The 22,753-nt window shown below is 41.5% G+C and carries 16 protein-coding genes and 2 pseudogenes; 15 read left to right on the plus strand and 3 right to left on the minus strand.

Annotated elements, in window-relative coordinates; translation table 11 throughout:
- The first annotated feature begins 113 nt into the window (after nt 1-113).
- From BM378_RS05070 to BM378_RS05090, 5 genes are all read left to right on the plus strand, one after another.
- The gene (locus BM378_RS05070; RefSeq protein ID WP_083422873.1) at nt 114-1,655 is read left to right on the plus strand and encodes a phospholipase D family protein; all 1,542 of its coding nucleotides are present in this window, start codon (nt 114-116) and stop codon (nt 1,653-1,655) included.
- 242 nt (nt 1,656-1,897) lie between these two features.
- A complete protein-coding gene (locus tag BM378_RS05075) occupies nt 1,898-4,153 on the plus strand; it encodes an acyl-CoA dehydrogenase (protein WP_036972165.1) in 2,256 nt (751 codons plus the stop codon).
- Nucleotides 4,154-4,578: 425 nt separating this feature from the next.
- Entirely contained in the window at nt 4,579-6,090 is a 1,512-nt protein-coding gene (locus tag BM378_RS05080) for a Fic family protein (RefSeq protein WP_074988750.1), read from the plus strand.
- A gap of 503 nt (nt 6,091-6,593) precedes the next feature.
- Entirely contained in the window at nt 6,594-7,544 is a 951-nt protein-coding gene (locus BM378_RS05085; protein WP_074988751.1) for a phosphotransferase, read from the plus strand.
- The gene (locus tag BM378_RS05090) at nt 7,544-8,515 is read left to right on the plus strand and encodes a Gfo/Idh/MocA family protein (protein WP_074988752.1); all 972 of its coding nucleotides are present in this window, start codon (nt 7,544-7,546) and stop codon (nt 8,513-8,515) included. The genes BM378_RS05085 and BM378_RS05090 overlap by 1 nt, the downstream gene beginning before the upstream one ends.
- Here BM378_RS05090 and BM378_RS05095 read toward each other — a convergent pair.
- Nucleotides 8,512-9,327, minus strand: a complete 816-nt coding sequence (locus BM378_RS05095) for a hypothetical protein (protein WP_065979003.1) — start codon at nt 9,325-9,327, stop codon at nt 8,512-8,514. The genes BM378_RS05090 and BM378_RS05095 overlap by 4 nt on opposite strands.
- A 199-nt stretch (nt 9,328-9,526) precedes the next feature.
- Between BM378_RS05095 and upp the strand changes: the two genes are divergently transcribed.
- The 9 genes and pseudogenes from upp (at nt 9,527) to BM378_RS05140 (ending at nt 20,980) form a co-directional block, all read left to right on the plus strand.
- The gene (gene upp / locus BM378_RS05100) at nt 9,527-10,156 is read left to right on the plus strand and encodes a uracil phosphoribosyltransferase (protein WP_036972148.1); all 630 of its coding nucleotides are present in this window, start codon (nt 9,527-9,529) and stop codon (nt 10,154-10,156) included.
- A gap of 9 nt (nt 10,157-10,165) precedes the next feature.
- Nucleotides 10,166-10,942 (plus strand): annotated as a pseudogene (locus tag BM378_RS05105) (uracil-xanthine permease family protein); the annotation flags it as partial.
- Between the two features lie 195 nt (nt 10,943-11,137).
- Nucleotides 11,138-11,599, plus strand: a pseudogene (locus BM378_RS05110) (solute carrier family 23 protein); the annotation flags it as partial.
- Between the two features lie 138 nt (nt 11,600-11,737).
- Nucleotides 11,738-13,480, plus strand: coding sequence for an HAD-IIB family hydrolase (locus BM378_RS05115; protein ID WP_065979005.1), 1,743 nt, complete (start codon nt 11,738-11,740; stop codon nt 13,478-13,480).
- On the plus strand, nt 13,473-14,693 hold the full coding sequence (locus BM378_RS05120; protein WP_036972141.1) for a glycosyltransferase family protein: 1,221 nt from the start codon (nt 13,473-13,475) through the stop codon (nt 14,691-14,693). The genes BM378_RS05115 and BM378_RS05120 overlap by 8 nt, the downstream gene beginning before the upstream one ends.
- A gap of 12 nt (nt 14,694-14,705) precedes the next feature.
- Nucleotides 14,706-16,475: a sugar phosphorylase gene (locus BM378_RS05125; RefSeq protein WP_074988753.1), complete on the plus strand. Its 1,770-nt coding sequence runs from the start codon at nt 14,706-14,708 to the stop codon at nt 16,473-16,475.
- A gap of 268 nt (nt 16,476-16,743) precedes the next feature.
- On the plus strand, nt 16,744-18,147 hold the full coding sequence (locus tag BM378_RS05130) for a hypothetical protein (protein WP_074988754.1): 1,404 nt from the start codon (nt 16,744-16,746) through the stop codon (nt 18,145-18,147).
- A gap of 12 nt (nt 18,148-18,159) precedes the next feature.
- Nucleotides 18,160-19,311, plus strand: a complete 1,152-nt coding sequence (locus tag BM378_RS05135) for an imelysin family protein (RefSeq protein ID WP_074988755.1) — start codon at nt 18,160-18,162, stop codon at nt 19,309-19,311.
- A gap of 43 nt (nt 19,312-19,354) precedes the next feature.
- Nucleotides 19,355-20,980 (plus strand): di-heme oxidoredictase family protein, encoded by a 1,626-nt coding sequence (locus BM378_RS05140; RefSeq protein WP_074988756.1) that lies wholly within the window; start codon nt 19,355-19,357, stop codon nt 20,978-20,980.
- 37 nt (nt 20,981-21,017) lie between these two features.
- On the opposite strand, the gene BM378_RS05145 is transcribed toward BM378_RS05140, so the two are convergent.
- Nucleotides 21,018-22,061 carry an ABC transporter substrate-binding protein gene (locus BM378_RS05145; protein WP_051501865.1) on the minus strand — a complete coding sequence of 348 codons (1,044 nt, stop codon included), beginning with the start codon at nt 22,059-22,061 and terminating at the stop codon, nt 21,018-21,020.
- A gap of 146 nt (nt 22,062-22,207) precedes the next feature.
- On the opposite strand from BM378_RS05145, the gene BM378_RS05150 reads away from it, so the two are divergent.
- Nucleotides 22,208-22,597 (plus strand): cytochrome b562, encoded by a 390-nt coding sequence (locus BM378_RS05150; protein WP_036972137.1) that lies wholly within the window; start codon nt 22,208-22,210, stop codon nt 22,595-22,597.
- Between the two features lie 21 nt (nt 22,598-22,618).
- On the opposite strand, the gene ykgO is transcribed toward BM378_RS05150, so the two are convergent.
- Nucleotides 22,619-22,753 carry a type B 50S ribosomal protein L36 gene (gene ykgO, locus BM378_RS05155; RefSeq protein WP_036972135.1) on the minus strand — a complete coding sequence of 45 codons (135 nt, stop codon included), beginning with the start codon at nt 22,751-22,753 and terminating at the stop codon, nt 22,619-22,621.

Here is a 22,753-nt window from a genome sequence, read left to right on the forward strand (position 1 = left end):
AATCAGACTAAATAACGAAACGTGTGCTTTGTTACAAACAAGGCTTTTTTGTTTCAAAACACATCATGTAATGTAGCGAACTGGTATCACCTGGTCATCATTGGTAGGGAACCATGATAATAAACTCTTTTAAAGCAACTTTTTGTGCAGTACTTATCTTTACTATAACGGGCTGTGCGCAGCTGCCTTCAAGGGAATCTATTCAACCAAGTTACGCTATTTCTGCTGATACACCGAGTACAATAGGAGAGGCTGTGGGTAGTAATCATCCTGGTTTGTCAGGGTTTTATCCTTTGGTAGATGGTGTCGATGCCTTCGTCGCAAGGCTTGCACTGATTGATTCTGCAGAGCACACCATTGATGTGCAGTATTATTTATACCATAGACAACAAACCACCATTTTATTTACCGCGTTTTTGCTGAAAGCGGCAGAAAGAGGTGTGAGGGTTCGCTTACTGCTTGATGACTTATCTCAAGCCGACAGTGAGCTTGATTTAGCAGCACTGGCTGTTCACCCTAATGTTGAGGTTAGGCTGTTTAACCCGTTCCCAAATCGACGGTTTAGGGCTCTGGGGTTTATAACTAACTACAGCCAACTTTCTAGACGCATGCATAACAAGAGCTTTATCGTCGATAACCGTATTTTTATTACGGGGGGGCGTAATATTGGTAATGCTTACTTTTCAGCAGAAGATCATTCTGAATTTATCGATTTAGATGTCATGAGCGTGGGTGATATTGTGCCAGAAGCCTCAGATGCATTTGATTTATATTGGAATCACACACTTTCATACCCTGTTCAAAATTTACATGGTGAGCGTGATGAACAATCACTTATCGAGATAACCAAGACACTAGAAAATTATGTAGCAGACAATCAGCAAAGCAATTATGTTGAACAATTACGTGAAAGTGCCTTTGTAAATCGTTTGCTTAACGATGAAATAGAGTTTGACTGGCAGGAGTCGACCTTATTTTACGATCACCCAGATAAAGTAATGAATGATGTCGATGAAAAGTCGGCAAATATGTCGCCTTCATTGTTTAAAAAGATGGGAGAGCCAAAGCGCAAGGCTATTATTGTATCGCCGTATTTTATCCCTCGCGAGCAAGGTACGCAGTTATTAACCAGCTGGGTTAAAAAGGGCGTTGATGTTACTGTGCTGACTAATTCGCTGGCTGCGACGGATGTGTCTGCTGTGCATGCGGGCTATAAAAAATACCGTGCTGATTTAGTGCGTGGCGGTGTTAAATTGTGGGAACTAAAACCAAGTGACTTAGTGGCAATTAAACGAAAAGCAGGCCGAAAGGTTACCGGATCATCACAGGCAAGTCTGCACGCAAAAACGATGACATTTGATGATGAAAAAATATTCGTTGGTACCATGAATCTTGACCCGCGATCACTTGATTTAAATACCGAAATGGGCGTACTAATAGACAGTGAAAAGTTGAGCAGCTTTTTAGCCCACTGGGTTGATAAAAAGATGCCTGAGTATGCGTGGAAAGTTGAGTTAAAAAGCCCAGATGATGACGAACTAATTTGGCTTGATACCATAAGTAATCAGCAATTTGATGAAGAGCCACAAACCTCGTCTTGGCGGCGTTTTCAAGTATGGTTTATCTCTTTATTTCCTATCGAAGACGAGCTTTAACGTTATTTATTCTTAAGCCCAACTTTTTAGTTGGGCTTTTTATTTTAATCCTTTAGGTTTGATTATTTTGATATAAAAAATCAAAATTGAGCGTACACGTGTAAGTTCAATATATTCAAGTGCTTAGCGTGCAAGGAAAAAATAAATATAAAAAAATGTTAAAAAAACTGGTTGGACCAATTGATCTATTGTGCAATTTATGACGTAATGTAGGTATTACTGTCTGGTCGGATGAGTTTATTATGAGCTTACGTACAAAATTAAAAAAAGTATTACCTAGTATTTCAATTACAGAACAAGAAGCGTTAGATGCAGGTGATGTTTGGTTAGAAGGTTCAATCTACCAAGGTAAACCTGACTTCGATGCACTTCGTGATGTACCCGCTGCAAAGCTGAGCGCCGAAGAGCAAGCGTTTTTAGATGGCCCTGTTAAAGAATTATTATCGATGATTGATGATTCTGAAATCCAAAATGGCGTTCATCTTCCTGATTACATTCTTGATTTCTTGAAAAAAGAGCGTTTTTTCTCGCTTATTATTCCTAAGTCATTCGGTGGTTTAGAGTTCAGCCCTTATGCAAACTCAACAATTGTTGGCACGATTGCAACGAAGAGTTCTGCGGTCGCGGTAACGGTTATGGTGCCTAATTCATTAGGCCCAGGTGAGCTATTACTGCACTTTGGTACTAAAGAGCAACAAGATCATTACTTACCTCGCCTTGCGAATGGTCGTGACATTCCATGCTTTGCGTTAACGAGCCCTGAAGCGGGTTCTGATGCCGGTGGCATTCCAGATATTGGTGTTGTTAAACGTGGTCAATTTAATGGTGAAGAAGTTTTAGGCTTAGAGATCACATGGGACAAACGTTACATTACGCTTGCACCCATTGCGACTGTATTAGGCTTAGCGTTTAAAGTTGTTGACCCTGATGGTTTACTAGGTGGCAAAGAAAACCTAGGTATTACCTGTGCGCTTATTCCTAAAGATCACCCAGGTGTTGAACTTGGTAATCGTCATGACCCAATGGGCATCCGTTTTTATAACGGGACTACTCGTGGCGAAAAAGTATTCGTGCCAATGGATTTCATCATTGGTGGTCAAAAGAATATTGGTCGTGGTTGGCAGATGCTGGTGAGCTGTTTAGGTGCTGGCCGTGGTATTTCGCTTCCAGCGCTAGGTGTTAGCTCGTCACAAGTGGCATTTAAAGGGGCTTCTGAATACGCTGCTGTTCGTGAACAGTTTGGTTTAGCGATTGGTCAATTTGAAGGTATCCAAGAGAAACTGGCTGATATTGCAGGTAAAACATACCTACAAGAAGCTATGCGCGTACTAACAACCGAAGGTTTAGGCATGGGCTTAAAACCATCGGTTGTGACTGCAATTGCAAAGTACCACATGACTGAAATTGGCCGTGATGTGCTCGATTCAGCAATGGACATTCAAGCTGGTAAAGCGATTCAAAATGGTCCGCAAAATACTTTAGCCAGTGGCTATGTTGCTCAACCGATTGCTATTACGGTTGAAGGTGCGAACATTCTTACTCGTAACCTTATGATTTTTGGACAAGGTGTAATGCGTTGTCACCCATATCTGCAATCTATGGTTGAGTCTATTCATAGTGAAGACAAAAACGCAGATAAAGAATTTAACCGTATTTTACGTAAAACAGTGGGCTACAGTGTCGCGAACAGCTTACGTGCATTCCGCTTAGGTGTATTACCATTTACAGCAGGTGCTAAGTCGTCGTTACCAGAAGTTCGCGATTACGAAAAAGCGGCACAAAAGCTGTCGGCTAAGTTAGCTGTTTATGCTGATTTCTCGTTACTTGTGTTAGGTGGCAAGCTTAAACAAGCAGAAATGCTATCTGCACGCTTAGGTGATGTAATGAGCTTCTTATACGCTGCCATGGCATCAATTAAGTACTACGAGCAAAAAGTAGCAAGCAGTGAACGCGAGCAAGCTGCGCCGTATTTCCACTATGCAACACGCTTTGCACTGCAAAGTGCTGAAGAAGCACTGCACAAGTTCTTAGATAACTTCCCTGCAAGTGGTACGCGTAAGTTCATGCGTTTCATCACCATGAATTATTCGATGAAAATGCCGAAAATTAGCGATGATCTAATTCGTGAGCTAGCAACACAAGCACAAATGGATACTGCGTTTAAGGCACAAATCACGCACTTAGTAACGCCAATTGAAGGTGATGGTCATTACATCAACGAGCAGGCTTACAAAGCGAAAATGGCGTGTCTTGAACTACTTGCAAAAGTGAAGAAAGCATTGCGTGCTAAAACAATTAAACCGGGCGTTCGTTTTGCAGAAACACTTGATAACGCACTTGTTGCTAACGTGATTAATGAGCAAGAATATGCGCAATTAATCGATTACAACAAGAAACGCGAAAAAGCTATTCGCGTTGACGAGTTCGATTTTGATATGAACTTGCTAGACGATAATGCAAAGCCAGTTAACCCACTTAAAAGTGTGGTAAACGAGTAAGTCATTCAACAATGCAAGTCCTCAGCAGTTTTAGGACTTTATCTTTAAAAACCCGTGTTTAACACGGGTTTTTTATTGCCTAAAAATAGACCGTAATTAAGCGAATGGAATAACTCAACATAGCCATGGTACAAAATATACAACAGACCTGCATTATGAACCCCAAGCAGATATACTTTGAATTCGATGAATATTTTCAGTTGCATCACTCTTAAGTAAGTACGATTGTGGAAAAAAGACCTCAACCCGTGATGTGTTGTGTTTATCTTCATTACTAGCTTTACCTAGAAACATTAAAACCTATAAATGATATATCATTAAAACCTATAAATGATATATCATTAAAACCTATAAATGATATAACTCTAAAACCTAGCGATGAAGTTAATAACGGGTAAGTATCGTAAGTAATGGTTGGAGCGAACATGAATGACATATCACAAAAACTGGCAGCTTCGCTTGAGCAATTACAACAGCTTCAGGAGTCAGGAGTTGTAGCCATTCAGTCAAAGCAACTTAGTCGAGTGCATCGAGAGCGGCTCTTGAAGCATGGGTTTATTCGTGAAGTTATTCGAGGCTGGTACATACCGGCTATGCCAGATGAAAAGCCGGGCGACAGTACATCTTGGTATACTTCTTTCTGGGATTTTTGCGGTGCATATTTATCGGAACGTTTCGATAATGCCTGGTGTCTGTCACCTGAGCAGTCGATCAGCCTACATATCGGCGATAGAACCGTGCCTCAGCAATTGCTCGTTCGCTCCCCCAAAGGCAACAATAAACCCACCGCTTTTTTACACAATACCTCTATTTTCGATGTTAGGTTAAATTTACCTGATGTTGAGTATATTAAAAACGTAGCAGGACTAAATGTATACAGCTTGGCTTCAGCACTGGTTAATTGCTCGGCTAACCAATTTAAAAATGCGCCCATCTTAATGCGTACAGCCTTATCAATGGTGACAGATGCATCAGACGTATTGTCTGTTTTACTTGCCGGTAATCACAGCGTGATTGCAGGCAGATTAGTGGGGGCTTTTAGAAATATTGGCCGCGACCTAATTGCTGACAATATCTTAAAAGGCATGCAGGCAGCCGATTTGAAAGTGCAAGAAGAAGACCCATTCGCCGAGAATTTACAGGTGAGTTTTGGTCGTCGTGATGTATCGCCCTATGTTAATCGCATGCGGTTAATGTGGGCGCAAATGCGTGAAAGTGTTATTGCGCACTTCCCTGAACAACCACACCAAACCATCGACATCGAAACCTACATGGCAGAAGTAGAAGACAAGTACGTTACCGACGCCTACCACTCACTGTCTATTGAAGGCTATCGAGTGACTCGTGAACTAATTGAACTTGTTCGTTCAGGTAACTGGCAAATTGATGGTTCAGACGAGAGTAAAAAGCACCTAGATACCATGGCTGCTAAAGATTACTGGGATGCGTTCCAAGAAGTTAAAAAAGCCGTTTTAGCAGTATTAGAAGGTAAGAACTCTGGTGATGTATTGGAACAGACGCACAGTGATTGGTACCTTGCCTTATTTGGCCCAAGTGTTGCGGCCGGTATTATTAAACAATCGGACTTAGCTGGTTACCGATCAGGGCCTGTTTATATTCGCCAGTCTATGCATACTCCCCCTAATCGAGATGCGGTACGCGACATGATGCCGACATTTTTCGATTTACTCGCAGAGGAGGGTAATGCAGCAGTCAGAGTTGTAATGGGGCACTTCATTTTCGTTTACATCCACCCTTACTTTGATGGTAACGGCAGAATGGGCAGGTTCATTATGAATTTAATGATGGCCTCTGGCGGTTACCCATGGACTGTTGTACCTATGGAGCGACGAGACGAATATATGCAAGTATTAGAAGCTGCTAGCGTTGGTGAAGATATTGTACCATTTACAAAATTTTTAGCCTCGTTACTATAAATCTCTTAAGTACATTAAAGGTCAGATGTTTTCCACTCTTAAAGGTTCGTAAAGCTGCACTATCCATATGAACGGTCGGGTGTACGATTATAACCTTGGGCGTTGATTCTTTTGTAGATGAAGGCTCACAGAGAGTTAATCCGCGTTCCTATATTGCGTACAATCCGCTATCCGGAACTAACCCAACCGATCGTGTTCCACAAAAAGAAACAATAGAAGTCACTAAAGGTAAACAAGTTTTCTAAGATAATGACGATAACAATCATGTTAGTGCTGGAGATTCATAAGCCGGCCCTCGCTTTTTGCTTGATGACTTATGGTAGAAAAATATGGGTTAAAAACATATCAAATGCGTGGTTATAATTCTGAGTTTTTCAGGTCAAATACGCTTATTTTTTAATGAGTGTGATCAGTCTAAAAAGTTCAGCTTAGGGATGTAATATTGTGCACGAAAGGGATATCACCTACCATTGCCCATAGATTTTTCGTTAAAACATGACTGTATGAACGTAAGGCAATTTGTTAAAAAGCACTTTCCTGATATTAAAGACATAGAGCAAGCAGCCTCTGTATGGAGTGATTGCGGCGAAATTATTCGCTGTAAACTTAACGGTGAGGCATGTGTCATAAAAGCCATAGAAGTCCCTAAGCAAATTAATCATAGTCGGATCACGCAAAGTGAGTTTGCATTAGCAAGAAAGCGGCAATCATATTTAGTCGAATTTAATTGGTATCAGCAGTTTAGTGGGCAGTTACCGCTTGAGGCTGCAGCTATTCCCTGCTTAAACGCGGTGCAAGAAAATAATCAGCAAGCACTCTTATTTGCTGATTTTACCGCGTGTGGTTATCAACAAGCCCAAGCAAGCTCTGCTCATATTGATGCGATTCTTAGATGGTTAGCACATTTTCATGCTGTTAATTTAAGTAGCACTACTGAGGGGCTTTGGCCGCAAGGTAGCTATTGGCACTTAGCGACTCGTCCAGATGAGTATGCGCGAATGACGCATTCAAGCCTAAAAGTTGAAGCAGAAAATATCGATACAGCACTTAAGCAGTGTGTATATCAAACGCTCATACATGGCGATGCGAAACTTGCTAATTTTGCCATAAAGCCACACACTAATTGTGTATATGGCTATGACTTTCAATACGTTGGAAAGGGTGTCGGTATTATTGATGTTATGTACTTTTTAGGGAGTTGCTTAAGTGATAAGGCGCTCCATGCTGATGCCAGTGCATATTTAGACCAGTATTACGATGAACTTGCCTTAGCTCTAAAATGTTATAAACCGAATATCAGTGCGGCAGATGTGATTGCTAGCTGGGATGAACTCTGGGCATATGCTTGGGCTGATTTTTACCGCTTTTTAGCTGGGTGGAGTCCTGAGCATTTAAAAATTAATCGCTATATGCAAAGTCAGTTTAACTATTATCTCACTAAAAAAGGAATGTAATGAATAAGCCAATTCGTTTTGCCATAATTGGGTGTGGCGCAGTAACCGAAGTTAAAAGTGGTCCCGCGTATCAACAAACCGATGGCATTGAGCTGGTGGGCGTGACGCGTCGAGATTTAAACAAAGCTCGCGACTATGCACAGCGTCATCATGTGCCCAAGGTGTTTGCAAGCCCCAGTGAGTTAATAAACGATGCACAGGTTGATGCCGTATACATTGCTACGCCGCCCGACAGCCATAAAACGTTTGCACTTGAAGTGGCGGCGGCTGGCAAACCCTGTTGTATTGAAAAACCCTTAGCGCCTAGCTATGAAGACAGTTTAGCCATTGTTGAAGCATTCAAAGAGGCAAAACAGCCTTTATTTGTTGCTTATTATCGTCGTTCGTTGCCACGTTTTAATAAAGTGAAATCGCTTATTGAAAGTGGCGCAATTGGTAAAGTGCGTCATGTAAGTTGGCATTTGAGCAAACCAGCAAGTGCTTTGGACTTATCTAGAGAATATAACTGGCGAACTGATAAACAGATTGCACGTGGCGGTTACTTTGATGACTTAGCAAGCCATGGTCTTGATTTGTTAGCGTATTTATTAGGTGATTTTGAAAAAGTACACGGTTTTTGTGCTAATCAACAAGGGCTTTATTCCGCTTTCGATGCTATTACCGCGCACTGGCATCATAAATCGGGTATTACGGGCTCTGGCAGCTGGAACTTTGCGTGTGCGAACCGCTTTGACGACGTTATTATTTATGGCAGTGAGGGTGAAATATGTTTTAGTGTGTTTGACGAAAAACCTATCGAGCTCAACAACGCACAGGGTATACGCCAACTATCTATTGAAAACCCAACTCATATACAGCAATTTCATGTAGAAAATATGGCTCAATTTTTTGATTTGGGCGCGCCTCATCCCTCAACCGGTGTAACCGCTTTACACACCAGCTGGGTAATGGAACAAATTTTAATGTCTTAATTTTTATAGGCAGCATTAAAAGCATCAACAATCAACGTATTGTCGGGTGCAGGAAATAATTCCATGAGCCTTGTACTAATGAGAGTCTTTATTTTCTCTGTTTGCAATGCGTGTTCAAATAATGCAATGGCCTGTTTACCTTGCGGCGAGGGCGAACAGGCTATGTAACCAAATGCAGCAGGCTCAGAGGGTTCAATCGTTAAGTAACGGATTTTATCAATACCATGTGCGCGTTGATAACGGTGAATGAACATTGATTTATATTCAAAAATAGCGTCAATTTTATTTTCAAAAAGCATGTAGCCAAGCTGAATTGCATTGGCAGCCCCATCTACTTTAAAAAAATGTTCTTCGTGTCGTTTTATAAAATCATCGATTTTAGCAGAGTAAGACCGCCGACTCGTCACGCCAATGGTGAGGTCATAATAATTTACGGCATCGGTTAATGAAATCGAGTTGGGTAAGGTTGGTTTGTTGAATACAATCAGTTTGTTTTCGGGAAAGGCCATCAGAGGATACCGAGTAAAAATAGCACTCGCTTCTCGTTCAGGTGTTTTAAGCTTGTTGAGTAAACAGACATCGGGAAGTTGACTAAGTTGTTTCCAGTCTTGTAATTGGCTGCCAGGTACAAACTGTAAGCTGATTTTATTGCCCAACTCAGTGGCCGCCGCTAACACGAATTCAGTTGCCTCATTCTCGGGACTGCCGTCTGCTTGTGGAATAAAGTCAGTCATTATTTTTACATGCAATGGCTCAGAATTAACCGGCACAGCATAAATACATAATAAAAGAATCGTTGCGTAAAGTTTCATGCCATTCTGATGCCCAATTTTATTAAATGAATTGTTAAGCGGAAGTAGCCGATGTTGTTGCAAAGCGCTTAATAGACCCTGCCTACTGTTTAATATTAGACCAGTTAAAGAAATTAATGCAATGAAGGGGGATTTTTTGCAGTCGAGTTGTCTATTATGCGCTAAAATAGGCGTAATTTATTTCTTTTAGGTTCTACTTATGTCTATCCATGTAATTACTCACCCGTTAGTTCAACACAAACTTGGCCTTATGCGCGCAGAAGGTATTAGTACTAAAAGTTTTCGTGAATTAGCGTCTGAAGTGGGGACCCTGCTTACCTACGAAGCGACTAAAAATTTACCACTAGAAAATGTGCAAATCACAGGGTGGGATGGCTCTCCCTTAGAGGTTGAGCATATCAAAGGTAAAAAAATTACAGTTGTGCCTATTTTGCGTGCTGGGCTTGGTATGATGGATGGTGTTATGCAGTTATTACCTGCTGCAAAAGTGAGTGTTGTTGGCTTGCAACGCAACGAAGAAACCTTAGAACCCGTTCCGTACTTTGAAAAATTAGTTGGCAAGATTGATGAGCGTTTAAGTCTCGTAATTGATCCAATGCTTGCGACAGGTGGTTCAATGATTGCCACTATCGATATGCTTAAAAAAGCAGGTTGTAAAGATATTAAAGTCATTGTTCTCGTTGCAGCACCCGAAGGTGTTGAGAAAACATTGGCAGCTCACCCAGATGTTGAAATCTTTACGGCTTCATTAGACAGTCACTTAAATGAAAAAGGATATATCATTCCAGGCTTAGGAGATGCCGGCGACAAAATTTTTGGCACAGTTTAGGTAAATAGCGTGGAAAATCATCAAACATTTTCGTTAAAAACTATTTTAACGGGGGCGCAAATGCTATTTGTCGCATTTGGCGCGTTGGTACTTGTCCCTTTACTGACGGGGCTTGACCCTAATGTTGCGCTATTCACCGCAGGCTTAGGCACTTTGTTGTTCCATTTTGTGACTAAAGGCCAAGTTCCCATTTTTTTAGCTTCGTCATTTGCGTTTATTGCTCCTATTATCGCTTCAGTGCAAATGTGGGGTATTCCAGCCACAATGGGTGGCTTGATGGTAGCAGGGTTCTGCTATTTAATTTTAAGCTTAGTTGTTAAGTTTAAAGGTGTTAGCGCCTTAGAAAAAGTGTTGCCGCCAGTGGTGGTTGGTCCTGTCATCATGGTGATAGGGTTAGCACTTGCGCCTGTGGCTGTAAACATGGCCATGGGCAAGGCTGGTGATGGCAGTGCGCAGTTAGTGCCTTACGAGCAAGCTATTTGGGTGTCGGGTTTATCTTTGCTCGTCACACTTATTTTTGCTGTGTGGGGCAAAGGTGTTTTTAAGCTTATTCCTATTCTGGCTGGGGTTGTTGCCGGTTATGTTGCGTCTTTATACATTGGTATTGTGCAGTTTAATGCAGTAATAGAAGCCAATTGGTTTGCTGTGCCTGCGTTCACGTATCCAGAGTTTAAATGGCAAGCTATTTTGTTTATGGTGCCAGTTGCTATTGCGCCAGCAATAGAACACATTGGCGACATGATGGCTATTAGCCAAGTAACGGGTAAAGATTACTTAAAAAAACCGGGGTTACACCGTAATGCCAGTCAGTTAAGCAGTTTTTTGAATAAATATGTGAATATTATTCAGTTAAAGCTGCTTAAAGCAGGTGGGGATAAAATTAGCTAAAGACCATATAGCAAAAGGGCTACAGTAAGATTTTTATAAATCATCGCTGTAACCCTTTATTTTATTGGTTTTTCCTTAACTGATCTGCATTAGGGGTTACACCGCACCTTATTAGGTGATGGTTTGGCAACGTCTGCGGCATCCATTTTCGGTGGACCACCGAATACCACTTACTCTGAAGTGACAGGGGCAGTGATGCTGACACGAAACTTTAATCCGCGTGTGATGTTGTGGACAGCGATTATTGCTATTGTGCTGGCCTTTGTAGCAAAAATGGGCGCGGGTTTGCAGACCATTCCTGTGCCAGTGATGGGCGGTATTATGATCTTGCTGTTTGGCTCTATTGCGGTAGTTGGTTTGAATACCTTGGTTAAATCGGGAGAAGATCTGACAGCCCCACGCAACCTAACGATTATCGCACTTATATTAGTGTTTGGTATTGGTGGTATGCATATTGGTGGTAATGAGTTTAGCCTACAAGGTGTAAGCTTATGTGCCATTCTCGGTATTATTTTAAATGCCGTGCTCCCCAAAGCAGTGCAGACTGAGCAATAGCATGTAAAAAATGATGTGAATTTGCACCAAAAAAGCGCATTTAATATGCGCTTTTTTTGTAACCTCATAAAAAGTAAGGAATTATAAAACTGGTCTACTAACTGCATTTATCTCTATGTCATACTGGTAGGAGCGATTATGCAAGAGGCAAATGTTGTGGATATAACCCCGTTTTTAGCGAAACATCAGTTACCACTTAAATATCAATATTTAAGTGAACAATTCTTTATACCCCTCGCGCACGATGTGTTAAGCGCAAAAATGGCTGGGCAGCCGATGCTGGTGGCGATTAATGGCTGTCAGGGCTCTGGTAAAACAACCCTTGCTGATTTTCTTGTGACGTGGGTCAACAGCAATACAGAGTTTAATAGTGTTTCCTTGTCTATTGATGACTTTTATCTTAGTCATGCAGCACGAGCCGAGTTGGCCGAAGACGTACACCCACTCTTTGCAACGAGAGGGGTCCCCGGTACTCACGATATAAAGTTAATGGAACAAACCTTATCGGCGTTAATGGCTGGCAAAAAGAATGTGCCTTTACCACAATTCGACAAGCTCACTGATGACCCTGTCGCAAAAGAACACTGGCCAACTAACCAAAAGCCGGTCGATATCATATTTTTTGAAGGATGGTGCGTTGCCAGTACTGCGCAGCAGCCATATCAGCTGCAAACACCTATCAATGACTTAGAACAACACGAGGATGCTGATGGCGTTTGGCGGCGTTGTGTGAACAGCTGTTTAGCGAATGAATATCAGAATGTATTTGCTATGGCTGATTACACCATTATGTTAAAAGCACCATCGTTTGAAGATGTGTATGCATGGCGTTTAGAGCAAGAACACAAGTTAATTGCTAAAAATGGATTAGGTAAAGGCACATTTGATGAAATAACACTGAGGCGCTTTATATCTCATTTTGAACGAATCACCCGTGAAAACTTAGCGACGCTCGCACATGATGTTGATGCCTTATTATTACTTGATAGCCAACGCGATATTACAAAAATGCAGTTGTTGGCAGATAAAATTTCACAACCACTTATTTTTACCGATTTAGACGGCACTTTGCTTGATCACGATAGTTACGAATGTGACGTTATAAAACCTTTTTTAGCTGAGCTGAACGACACGGGTATTAACGTTATTTTTAATACGAGTAAAACATTTGCTGAGGTTATAGATATTCAAGCGGGCCTTGAACATCACCAGCCCTTTATTGTTGAGAATGGGGCGGCAGTGTATATTCCCAAAAACTACTTTGCAGTAAAACCAATTGGTTGTGACGAATATCACGGGTTTTGGCGGTATGCTCTCACACAAAGCTGCGATAAATTACACGATGACCTTAATCAGCATGCAAGCCAGTTTAGTCATTGTGTGCGTTTATTTAGTCAGTTTTCAGCCCAAGAAATTGCTGAACTTACTGGTTTACCCCTCGATAAAAGCGAACTGGCTTTACAGCGTCAATATTCAGATCCTATTTGTTTTTCAGGCAGTGATACACAGCGACAGCAATTTATAGACATTATGTCGTCACTCGATTACGAGGTGTTGGTTGGCGGTCGTTTTATTCATATTACGAAAGGGACAAATAAGGGATTAGCGCAAAAGTGGTTATTAAATCAATTTAAAAAAGCATATCGCAACCCCTTTACCGTTATTGCTTTGGGCGACAGTCAAAATGATGTTGCCATGCTAAAAGCGGCAGATACCGCCGTTCTTATCAAGAACCCGGGCAGTCAAGTGCAAGCACACATATTACAAAAAGCGTGGCAGCTCAGTGATAAACCCGCCCCTGAGGGCTGGGTTCAAGAAGTCTCGGCATTAAGCATTATTAAAGCGCATTTAGCAGCAAAAAAGGAGCAATCTCATGGCTGATTTTTATCAAAATGGCATCATAACTACGCTACACAATATTGCTGATCGACCAGTAGAAGAACTAGAAAAAGAGTTAATTAGCTTTTCAAAGCAACGGCCTATGGGGCTTATTTTACCCTCGTTATACAGTGAGCTTGAAGGACCCGCGCTGCAAAACATCATTGCTGAACTAAAGCATGTACCTTACCTTTCACAAATCACCATTGGTTTAGACCGTGCCGATGAAAGCCAATATCGCCATGCTTTACAATTTTTTGCTGAGCTTGACCAACACCACAAGGTGCTTTGGAACGATGGTCCGCGTTTACAAGCGCTCGATAAAGAGTTGCAAAAATTGGGCGTCGCGCCAAGAGAACTCGGTAAAGGTCGCAATGTTTGGTACTGCATGGGATATAAACTTGCAACGGCAAAAGTTGAATCTATCGCGTTACACGACTGTGATATTTTAACTTACGACAGAGCATTACTGGCTCGACTTATTTACCCCGTTGCACACCCGCGCTTTAACTATGAGTTCTGTAAAGGATTTTATCCGCGCACTGCTGAGGGGAAAATAAACGGCCGAGTGTCACGATTATTGGTCACGCCACTGCTGCGCTCGTTTAAAACTATTTTAGGTAGCAGTGACTATCTTGAATATATGGACTCGTTTCGTTACCCACTTGCTGGTGAATTCTCGTTTCGCCGTGATGTACTGAACGACATTCGTATTCCAAGTGATTGGGGTCTTGAAATTGGTGTGTTATCAGAAATGTATCGTAACTACTCACATAATCGGTTATGTCAGGTTGATATTGCAGATAATTACGACCATAAACACCAAGATTTATCGTTGGGTAATCAAGCTGCTGGCTTGTCAAAAATGTCGATTGATATCACTAAAGCTTTGTTTAGAAAGCTAGCAACGCAAGGGGTAACGTTTACCTCTGAGACAATCCGCTCGCTAAAAGCGACCTATTATCGCATTGCGCTTGATTTTATCGAAACGTATCACAACGATGCGCTAATGAATGGCCTAACGCTTGATATTCACCAAGAAGAAAAAGCTGTTGAGATGTTTGCGCAAAATATAATGAATGCGGGACAACACTTCTTAGAAAATCCAATGGAAGCCCCCTTTGTGCCAAGCTGGAACCGAGTTGCATCGGCGATGCCCGATGTATTTGCGCGCTTAGAAGAAGCCGTAGAGCTTGATAATAAAGACTATATTTAACGGAGAAGACACGTGACATTAGAGCTACTCCAACAACGAGTTATACAGCATTTAACGTGTATCTACGGCGAAGTTGATCTTAATACAACCCTAGAACAACTCGCTGATAGGTTGATTAACACCATGCAATGCGATGATCCTGTTCGAGACCCAACGCCACACAAAAACCGTTGGGACGAACAAGATATGATTTTAATTGCGTACGGTGATTCGATTATTCGCCATGCAAACACGGAGGAAGCAGTGGCAAAACCAGAAGAGCCGCCATTGCATACGTTACATCGCTTTGTTAAAAATCAATGCTTACCAGAACTTAACGCATTGCATATTCTGCCATTTTACCCTTACAGCTCCGATGAAGGGTTTGCGGTGATGAACTATGTGCAAGTGAATGAAGCGCTCGGTAACTGGCAGCATATCCGCGATATTTCAGCCGATGTCAGGCTGATGGCTGATTTAGTTATTAACCACTGTTCTAGTCGTAGCGTGTGGTTTGAAAACTTTATTCAAGGCAAAGAGCCGGGCAGGGGGTATTTTAAAACAGCAAACCCCACCGATGAGTTAATTCAAGTTGTTCGTCCGCGAACATCGCCACTTTTACAAGCAGTAGAAACGAAAGATGGTTTGCAGCATGTGTGGTGTACGTTTAGCCACGATCAAGTTGACTTTGATTTTGCTAATCCCGATGTTTTAAATGAATTTGTCGCTATAATTCGCCATTATTTAGACAATGGTGTGCGTATATTCCGCCTTGATGCGGTGGCTTTTTTATGGAAAAAGCTCAATACCCGCTGTATTAATTTACCTGAAACGCATGAAGTGATCAGGTTACTTCGTACCCTTATAGAGCATGTTGAACCTAATGTGATTATTATCACCGAAACCAACATTCCTAACCGCGAAAATCTGTCGTACTTTGGTAATGCCAACGAAGCACATTGTATTTATAACTTTTCATTGCCACCTTTGTTATTGCACACATTACTCAGTGGTAATAGCACCGCATTAAAACACTGGATGATGAGTATGCCACCGGCGCAGCAAGGCACGGCTTATTTTAATTTTATTGCGTCACACGATGGCATAGGGCTGCGGCCTGTCGAAGGCTTGCTCGATCAAACCCAAATAGCTGAAATGGTCAGTACAACAGCAAAATACGGTGGCAAGGTGTCTTTGCGAACGGCTCCAGATGGTACAAATACGCCGTACGAGTTAAATATTGCGTTGTTTGATGCTTTGCAAGGAACGCATCGAGGGCCAGATAAATGGGGCATTGCACGGTTTCTATGTGCTCACGCAATTATGTTCGCTCTTGAAGGCATACCAGGGCTTTATATTCATAGCTTACTCGGGACAACCAATGACTATGAACGCTTTGAAAACAGCCAACATAATAGAGCTATTAATCGTCATCGCTGGCAAGAGTCAGACCTATTAGCAAAATTGAGCAATGAAAATGCCCATCATCGTACTGTGTTTAAAGCGATGAAAAACTTAATGGCAATTCGTAAGGCGCAAAGCGCATTTCACCCTAATGCGACGCAATATACGTTACATTTAAGTGAGGGGTTATTTGGTTTTTGGCGACAAAGTATTAACCGTTCACAAAGCATGTTTTGTGTTTATAACATTAGTGATGAGACGCAAACTCTCACTCTTGCAGACTTAAATTTGATAGGTACCGAGCAGTGGCGAGATTTAATAAGCGGGGAGCAAATTACTGAGCAAACACAAACATTGTCGCTGACTCCATATCAAGCAGTTTGGCTCAGCAATAAATAATCCTATCATCAAGATAATACAAGTCTTATCGTTAACAAGTAAGCCCATCAGGTGGGGTTGCTTGTTAACAAGTAACTTACAGTTATCGTAAATTACTCCCTTATTGCACACCAGATTATCATTCCAGCTTAATTTTCAATGAAATAGTCTTAGAAATTAAATCTTATTTAATCTAATTTACCGTTTTTAGTAAAAAGTAAAGTTAACAATATTTACAATGTAAAAGATAACTATTATCATTCTGTTTTATTTTTAGGTGCACTTTACGATGAACAAAGCAGTACTTTCTCTCGCGGTGTCATTGGCTTTGACTCCACTTTATAGTGTTGCGAATGATGACATTCAAGCCCAACTCGAAAAACTTCAACAACAACTCCTTGAACAACAAAAAGCGATTGATTACTTAAAAAGTCAATTAGATGCGAAAAACACCCAGCAAGTTGCAGTGCAGCAAAAAGCCCCAGTTGTTACTGAGCAAGCAACCCCAATTGCTTCAGTCGCAAGCAAAAAAGACTCAAAACTTACTTTTAAAAGCTATGGTACTTTGCTTTACAAAAGTGACGAAGTGTTTGCTAACGTTCAAGATACTTCACCAGAGCGCCGCGCCACTACAGACTTAGAGCGAGTTGTCACTGAGTTTGAATATGAAATTGATGATAAGTGGAAAGTCGAATTTGAACTTGAGTATGAGCATGGCGGTACAGGTACCACGCTTGAATACGATGGCTTTGAAGAATTTGGCGAATTTGAATCAGAAGTTGAAGCGGGTGGTGAAGTCATTGTCGAAAAGCTGCAACTAGAATATGAATATAACCCTAACTTTACTGTCAAGTTTGGTCATATATATGTTCCGGTAGGCTTAGGCACAGACTTAAACAAGCCTGATCAATACTTTACCACGACTCGCCACTGGGGTGAGGCAACCATGATCCCGCAAGTTTGGCACGAAACTGGAGTTAACTTAATTTCTCGTTGGTCTGACTTTACACTGCAAACATTGGTGACGACAGGTCTTAACTCTGAATACTTCCGTTCGACTAATTGGGTCGCGGGTGGTGCACAGCAACGCTTTGAAGAAAATACCGCAGATGATTTAGCGCTCACATTACGCCTTGATTATGGCAATGTTAAAGCTGGTAAAGGTTTTGGTGTTAGTTACTATACGGCAAACACATCAGATAACCGTCGCAATCAGGGCAAACTCGATGAGGATGGAAACGTATCTATCCTCGGGTTACATGGTGCATGGACGTTAGATGATCTTGTGTTTCGTGGTCAGTACTTATATGGCGAGTTAGAAGACTCAGTTGCTATCACTGCTGCGAATAAAACAACACCGGGCCTGCGTCCGGGAAGCTTTGCACAGCTTGGTAGCAAAGCAGAATCTGCATTTGTAGAAGCCGCTTATAATATGCAGGGGCTGTTTGATTTATCTTCGCCGCTTTATGTATTTACCTCGTTTGATTATGCCAACCCAATGCTTGAAGTGGCCAGTGGTGCGGCTATCCATCGTTACGACATTCGTGAGCTTAACTTTGGTTTAAATTACCTTCCAAACAAAAACTTAATTCTAAAACTTCAGGGCGGTCAACGTTATTACGCACAAGACAATATCGATGACACGACTCACTTTAGCGCCTCTCTTGGCTATAAATTTTCTACAGAACTATAAAGGAATCTTGGGATGAAAACTGTATTAAACAGCATTACAGCTGTCATTTTAGCGTCAACACTTGTTGCATGTGGTTCGTCTTCTTCGGACGATTCTTCAGATACAAGCACACCTGTTACTGAAGTAACAGGCTTTAGCTATGACGCAACAGATTTAATTGAAAACATAACTGAGCAAGTGATTGTAGATGGTTATGAAATGCTAAACAGCAAGGCGGCTGTTTTACATAATGCGACACTGACATTATTAGAAAACAAAAACGAAGCCGCGCTGCTTGCTGCTCAACAAGCATGGAAAGATGCACGTGTATTCTGGGAGCAAGGTGAGTCGCATATCTTTGGTCCTGTTGATAGCTTATCAATTGATCCACACCTTGATACTTGGCCACTGAATACAGCTGATTTAGAAGCACTACTTGCAAGTAACACAACGTTCTCGGCTGATAATGTAAAGAACTTTGACGATGGTGTACAAGGTTTCCACACTATGGAGTTCTTATTATTCGGTAATGGCGTTGAAGATAACGATAAGTCAATTGATGAAATGACTGTGCGTGAAATGGAATACCTAATTGCATGTGCTGAAGTATTCAATATTCATACACAAAGCCTTGTTGATGCATGGGGTATATCAGCAAATGCGGATGATGAACCTGCTTATAAAGATTATTTATTAACGCCGGGTAATGATAAATACTCATCTGAGTTAGGTGTTATTGAAGAGTTAGTCAATGGTGTTATCGGTATTGTTGATGAGGTAGGTAACGGTAAAATTGCAGAACCATTTGGTACTAGCAAAGACACAGCTGACACATCATTGGTTGAATCACAATATAGCTGGAACTCATTAACCGACTTTAGCAACAACATTGTTGGTGTACAAAATGTGTTTTTAGGCACATTCAGCGATGAAAACGACAGCCCAGGCCTAAAAGCATTCATTACTGCCGGTGACGCTGAGCTAGCAGCGAAAGTTGAAACTCAAATTACAGCAGCGATTGCAGCGATTGATGCCATTGCAGGTGCAGATGATATGCCATTTAGACAAGCGATTAAGGATGATGCAGGTCGCGTTCGAATTCAAACAGCGATTGATGCGTTAGGTGAATTACAAGCGACCCTTGAAGAAGAAGTAGTGCCACTTATCAAAGAGTGGAATTTATAATCGCTGGGGAAGCATTTGCTTCCCCTCTTTGCAAGATACCGTCATGAATGTAAAAGCAATTAAACCAATTCTATTTGCTTTCACAGCCTTATCTTTAGTGGCATGTGGAAGTAAAACCAGCGATAAAAGCGCGACCGAAACGACCACACCACCACCGACAAGTAGCGAAACGGATCCAAATTATATTGATGTCGTTGCGTTGGCAGGTGATGCGACAGCCCTCGATACCAATAATTCAGGCCATGGTTTCTCTACACCTATGCCTAATTTAAGTGATTCAGAACGCGATATTCACTTAACTGGCGATGCTAATTTTGAAACATCCTTTACGACAGCCCCGAATGATGCACACCCGGAACTCGATGGTTTAGGGCCAGTTTTTAATAACAATAACTGTAATGCTTGTCACCAACGAGATGGTCGCCCAAGTACTATTGTTCCAACCGGTGAACAGCAAACTGTGAAGTTAGCGAATGATGCTGGGATCTTTTTACGCGTTAGCTTAGCCGATGGCGTGTGTGAAATGCCAAGTAATATCAATGATTTTTGTCAGGTTACAGGCGTTGAAGGGTTTGGGGATCAACTCTTTCACCGGGGGATTTTACAAGCCCGTGAAGACTGGCAAACGCATAATTTTGGTGGCCAAGCTGATGTATATCTAAGCTATGATTACACGGAGTTTAGCTACCCAGATGGCAGTACTGTCACGTTGAAAAAGCCGATATTTACTATCGATAATGCATGGGACTCACCTGAAAACTTCAGTTTAAGTGCCCTTGCCAATGAAGATGTACGTTTTAGTGCCCGTAATGGTATGCCTGTCTTTGGTCTTGGATTGCTTGAAGCGATTGAAGAGCAAGATATTCTAGCGCTTGAAGATGTCGATGATGCCGACAACGATGGAATTTCTGGTAAAGCAAACTGGGTATTTGATGCTGTTAAGGCTCAAGCGGGTGATGAAAACCCTGTATCACTTGGACGATTTGGTTGGAAAGCCAGTACACCATCAGTCAGACAGCAATCTCTGGGTGCACTGCGTGGTGACATGGGGGTAACGAACTCATTGTTCCCTGAAGAAAGCATTGCCAATACATTAATGCACGAAAGTTATTTATCTCGTACTAACTATCAAGATACTGGTTCTGATGAGCAAGGATTGCCAGAAGCCAGTGATGAGTTTGCTGATACGGTCGTGTTTTATGCCGAAACACTTGCTGTGCCAGCACGTCGTAATGTAGCAGACGAAGGTGTTAAAGCCGGTGCACGTTTATTCGATGATTTAAACTGTACTGGTTGCCATACGCCTCGTTTTGTAACCGCAAATGGTGCCGTTTTATTACTGGGCGGTGTTGCAGCGCCTGCGGCAGTAAAAGGGCAAGAAATTTGGCCATTTACCGACATGTTGTTGCATGACATGGGTGAAGAGCTCGCAGACAAACGTCGTGATTTTATGGCAACAGGCCGTGAGTGGAAAACGCGTCCGCTTTGGGGGATTGGTTTAACGAAAACAGTTAACCCTGCCGCTGGTTTCTTACATGATGGGCGTGCAGCAACGCTTGAAGAAGCTATTTTATGGCATGGTGGCGAAGCTGAAAAAAGTAAGCGTGAATTTACTGAGCTTTCAAGTGTTAAACGTCAGCAATTAATCAGTTTTTTACAATCACTATAGCTTTTAATCTCTTTTAAAAATGCACTGTAAATGCCCTTTACAGTGCATTTTCGCTTGCTTCATTCATTAATGATTCAATGCTGAATAAAAGGGGGGTCTTGTGCTCTTTACTAAATACTTTAAAGTTAATTGCTAGGGTGTTGCTATGAATTTGCTCAACTAACTTCAAGGTTTTTTGTGTGTGAGGTCTAAAAATAGCAATTTTTTGATGTAAAACCTTGTGCTCATAATTTGCCAAAATAGCATGAATATTGATCATTGCCAGTGCACCAAGTGTTACATGCCCACCGATGCACACATCTATTTTTTCAGCTGCGGCTCTGAGTGGCCAGTTTATTGCGCCAACGAGCACATCGGTGCGTCGTTTTTTTTCATTTAATGCGCGAATGGCTCCTAATGCCATCGCATCATTAGCGCTCCAAATAACCTGAATATCTGGATGATGAGTTAATAGACCTAAGCTTTGTCGGTATGCTTGTGGCGATGACCAATTAGCAACACCTTGTGCTGCAATGTTTACTTGTGCATGTTGAGCAGTAAACGCTTCAAGCCCTGTTTTACGATCTAGAGCGGCAGGGGTCGTGTGATCACCATTAATAGCATAAATGCTGGCAGGGAGTTGGGCTTTAGAAATGAGCTGTTTTGCCAGTAAGTGTCCCGCTTGAACGTTATCTGGCACAACACTGCCAGCAATGTTAATCCCTTTGTTTTTGAGAGCGCGTAGTTCGTTATCTGTTGGGCGATTTAATAAAAAGTAAATAGGGGTACTAAAAGCCGGTAAATTTAAAAGTTGCTTTGTCAATACGCCTTTTTCATCTACAAGAACAAGCATATCGGGTGATTGTTTTACTGCATCAGCCACTAATTCTTTCATCAGTATATGATTTCTATTTGCATAATGAATGGTCAAGTTCAGATCAAAATCTTCGGCTGCATCGCGCATTAACTGTGAAACTTCATACCAAAACGGACCGGTAACATTGGTGTTTGCATGCCCCGGATTGATAAATATAACGTTGTATTGTGCATAGGTGCTCGGTAAGAAAGCCAGCAAAGCAATGAATAGCACGGTTTTTAACATAATATTTTATAAATTAAAGAGTGAGAGTTAATCGATTATACAGTTAATACCAGAGGGTTACGACCCACTCTTTGGCTTAAATGGAGGCTAGGTTTCACTCTTTTTAAAGCGTATAATTGGCACATTATTCTTAAATAGGGCTCAACATGAAAACGCTTTTTGTGTGCTTTTTGACATTTTTTTCTCTTAGTAGCATGGCAGATGCACCACTGGATCTTGAAGCTAATATGAAAAATATGGGGCTGGCTTATAAAAACTCAGTGCGCGCTACTGATCTAGACTCTTTTAATACAGCCATCGATGAGTTTATTCATCTACTAGAGAAAGCAAAAAAGGCTGATTTTAAACAGCATGAAAGTGAATCTTTAGAGGGACTTGATAAAGTTATTCAGCAAGCAAAATCCGCGAAGCAGCTTGCAGAAGTACAGGGGTTAGAAGCTGCAAAAGCCCCCCTTAAGTCAATTGATCAATTACGAAAAAAATACCATGAACTTCATGAGCCACCAGGTTTTTGGGAGTTATTATTTGGTAAATAAAAAGGTGCTTAAGCACCTTTTTTAACGTTTCTTTTTACCCTGAACGGCTTTAAAACGCGGGTTTTCTTTATTGATCACATAAAGACGCCCTTTGCGTTTTACTATTTTACATCCAGAACGAGTTTTAGCGCTTTTTAAAGAACTCAGTACTTTCAT

This window comes from Pseudoalteromonas lipolytica, assembly GCF_900116435.1.
Taxonomy (GTDB): Bacteria; Pseudomonadota; Gammaproteobacteria; order Enterobacterales; family Alteromonadaceae; genus Pseudoalteromonas; species Pseudoalteromonas lipolytica.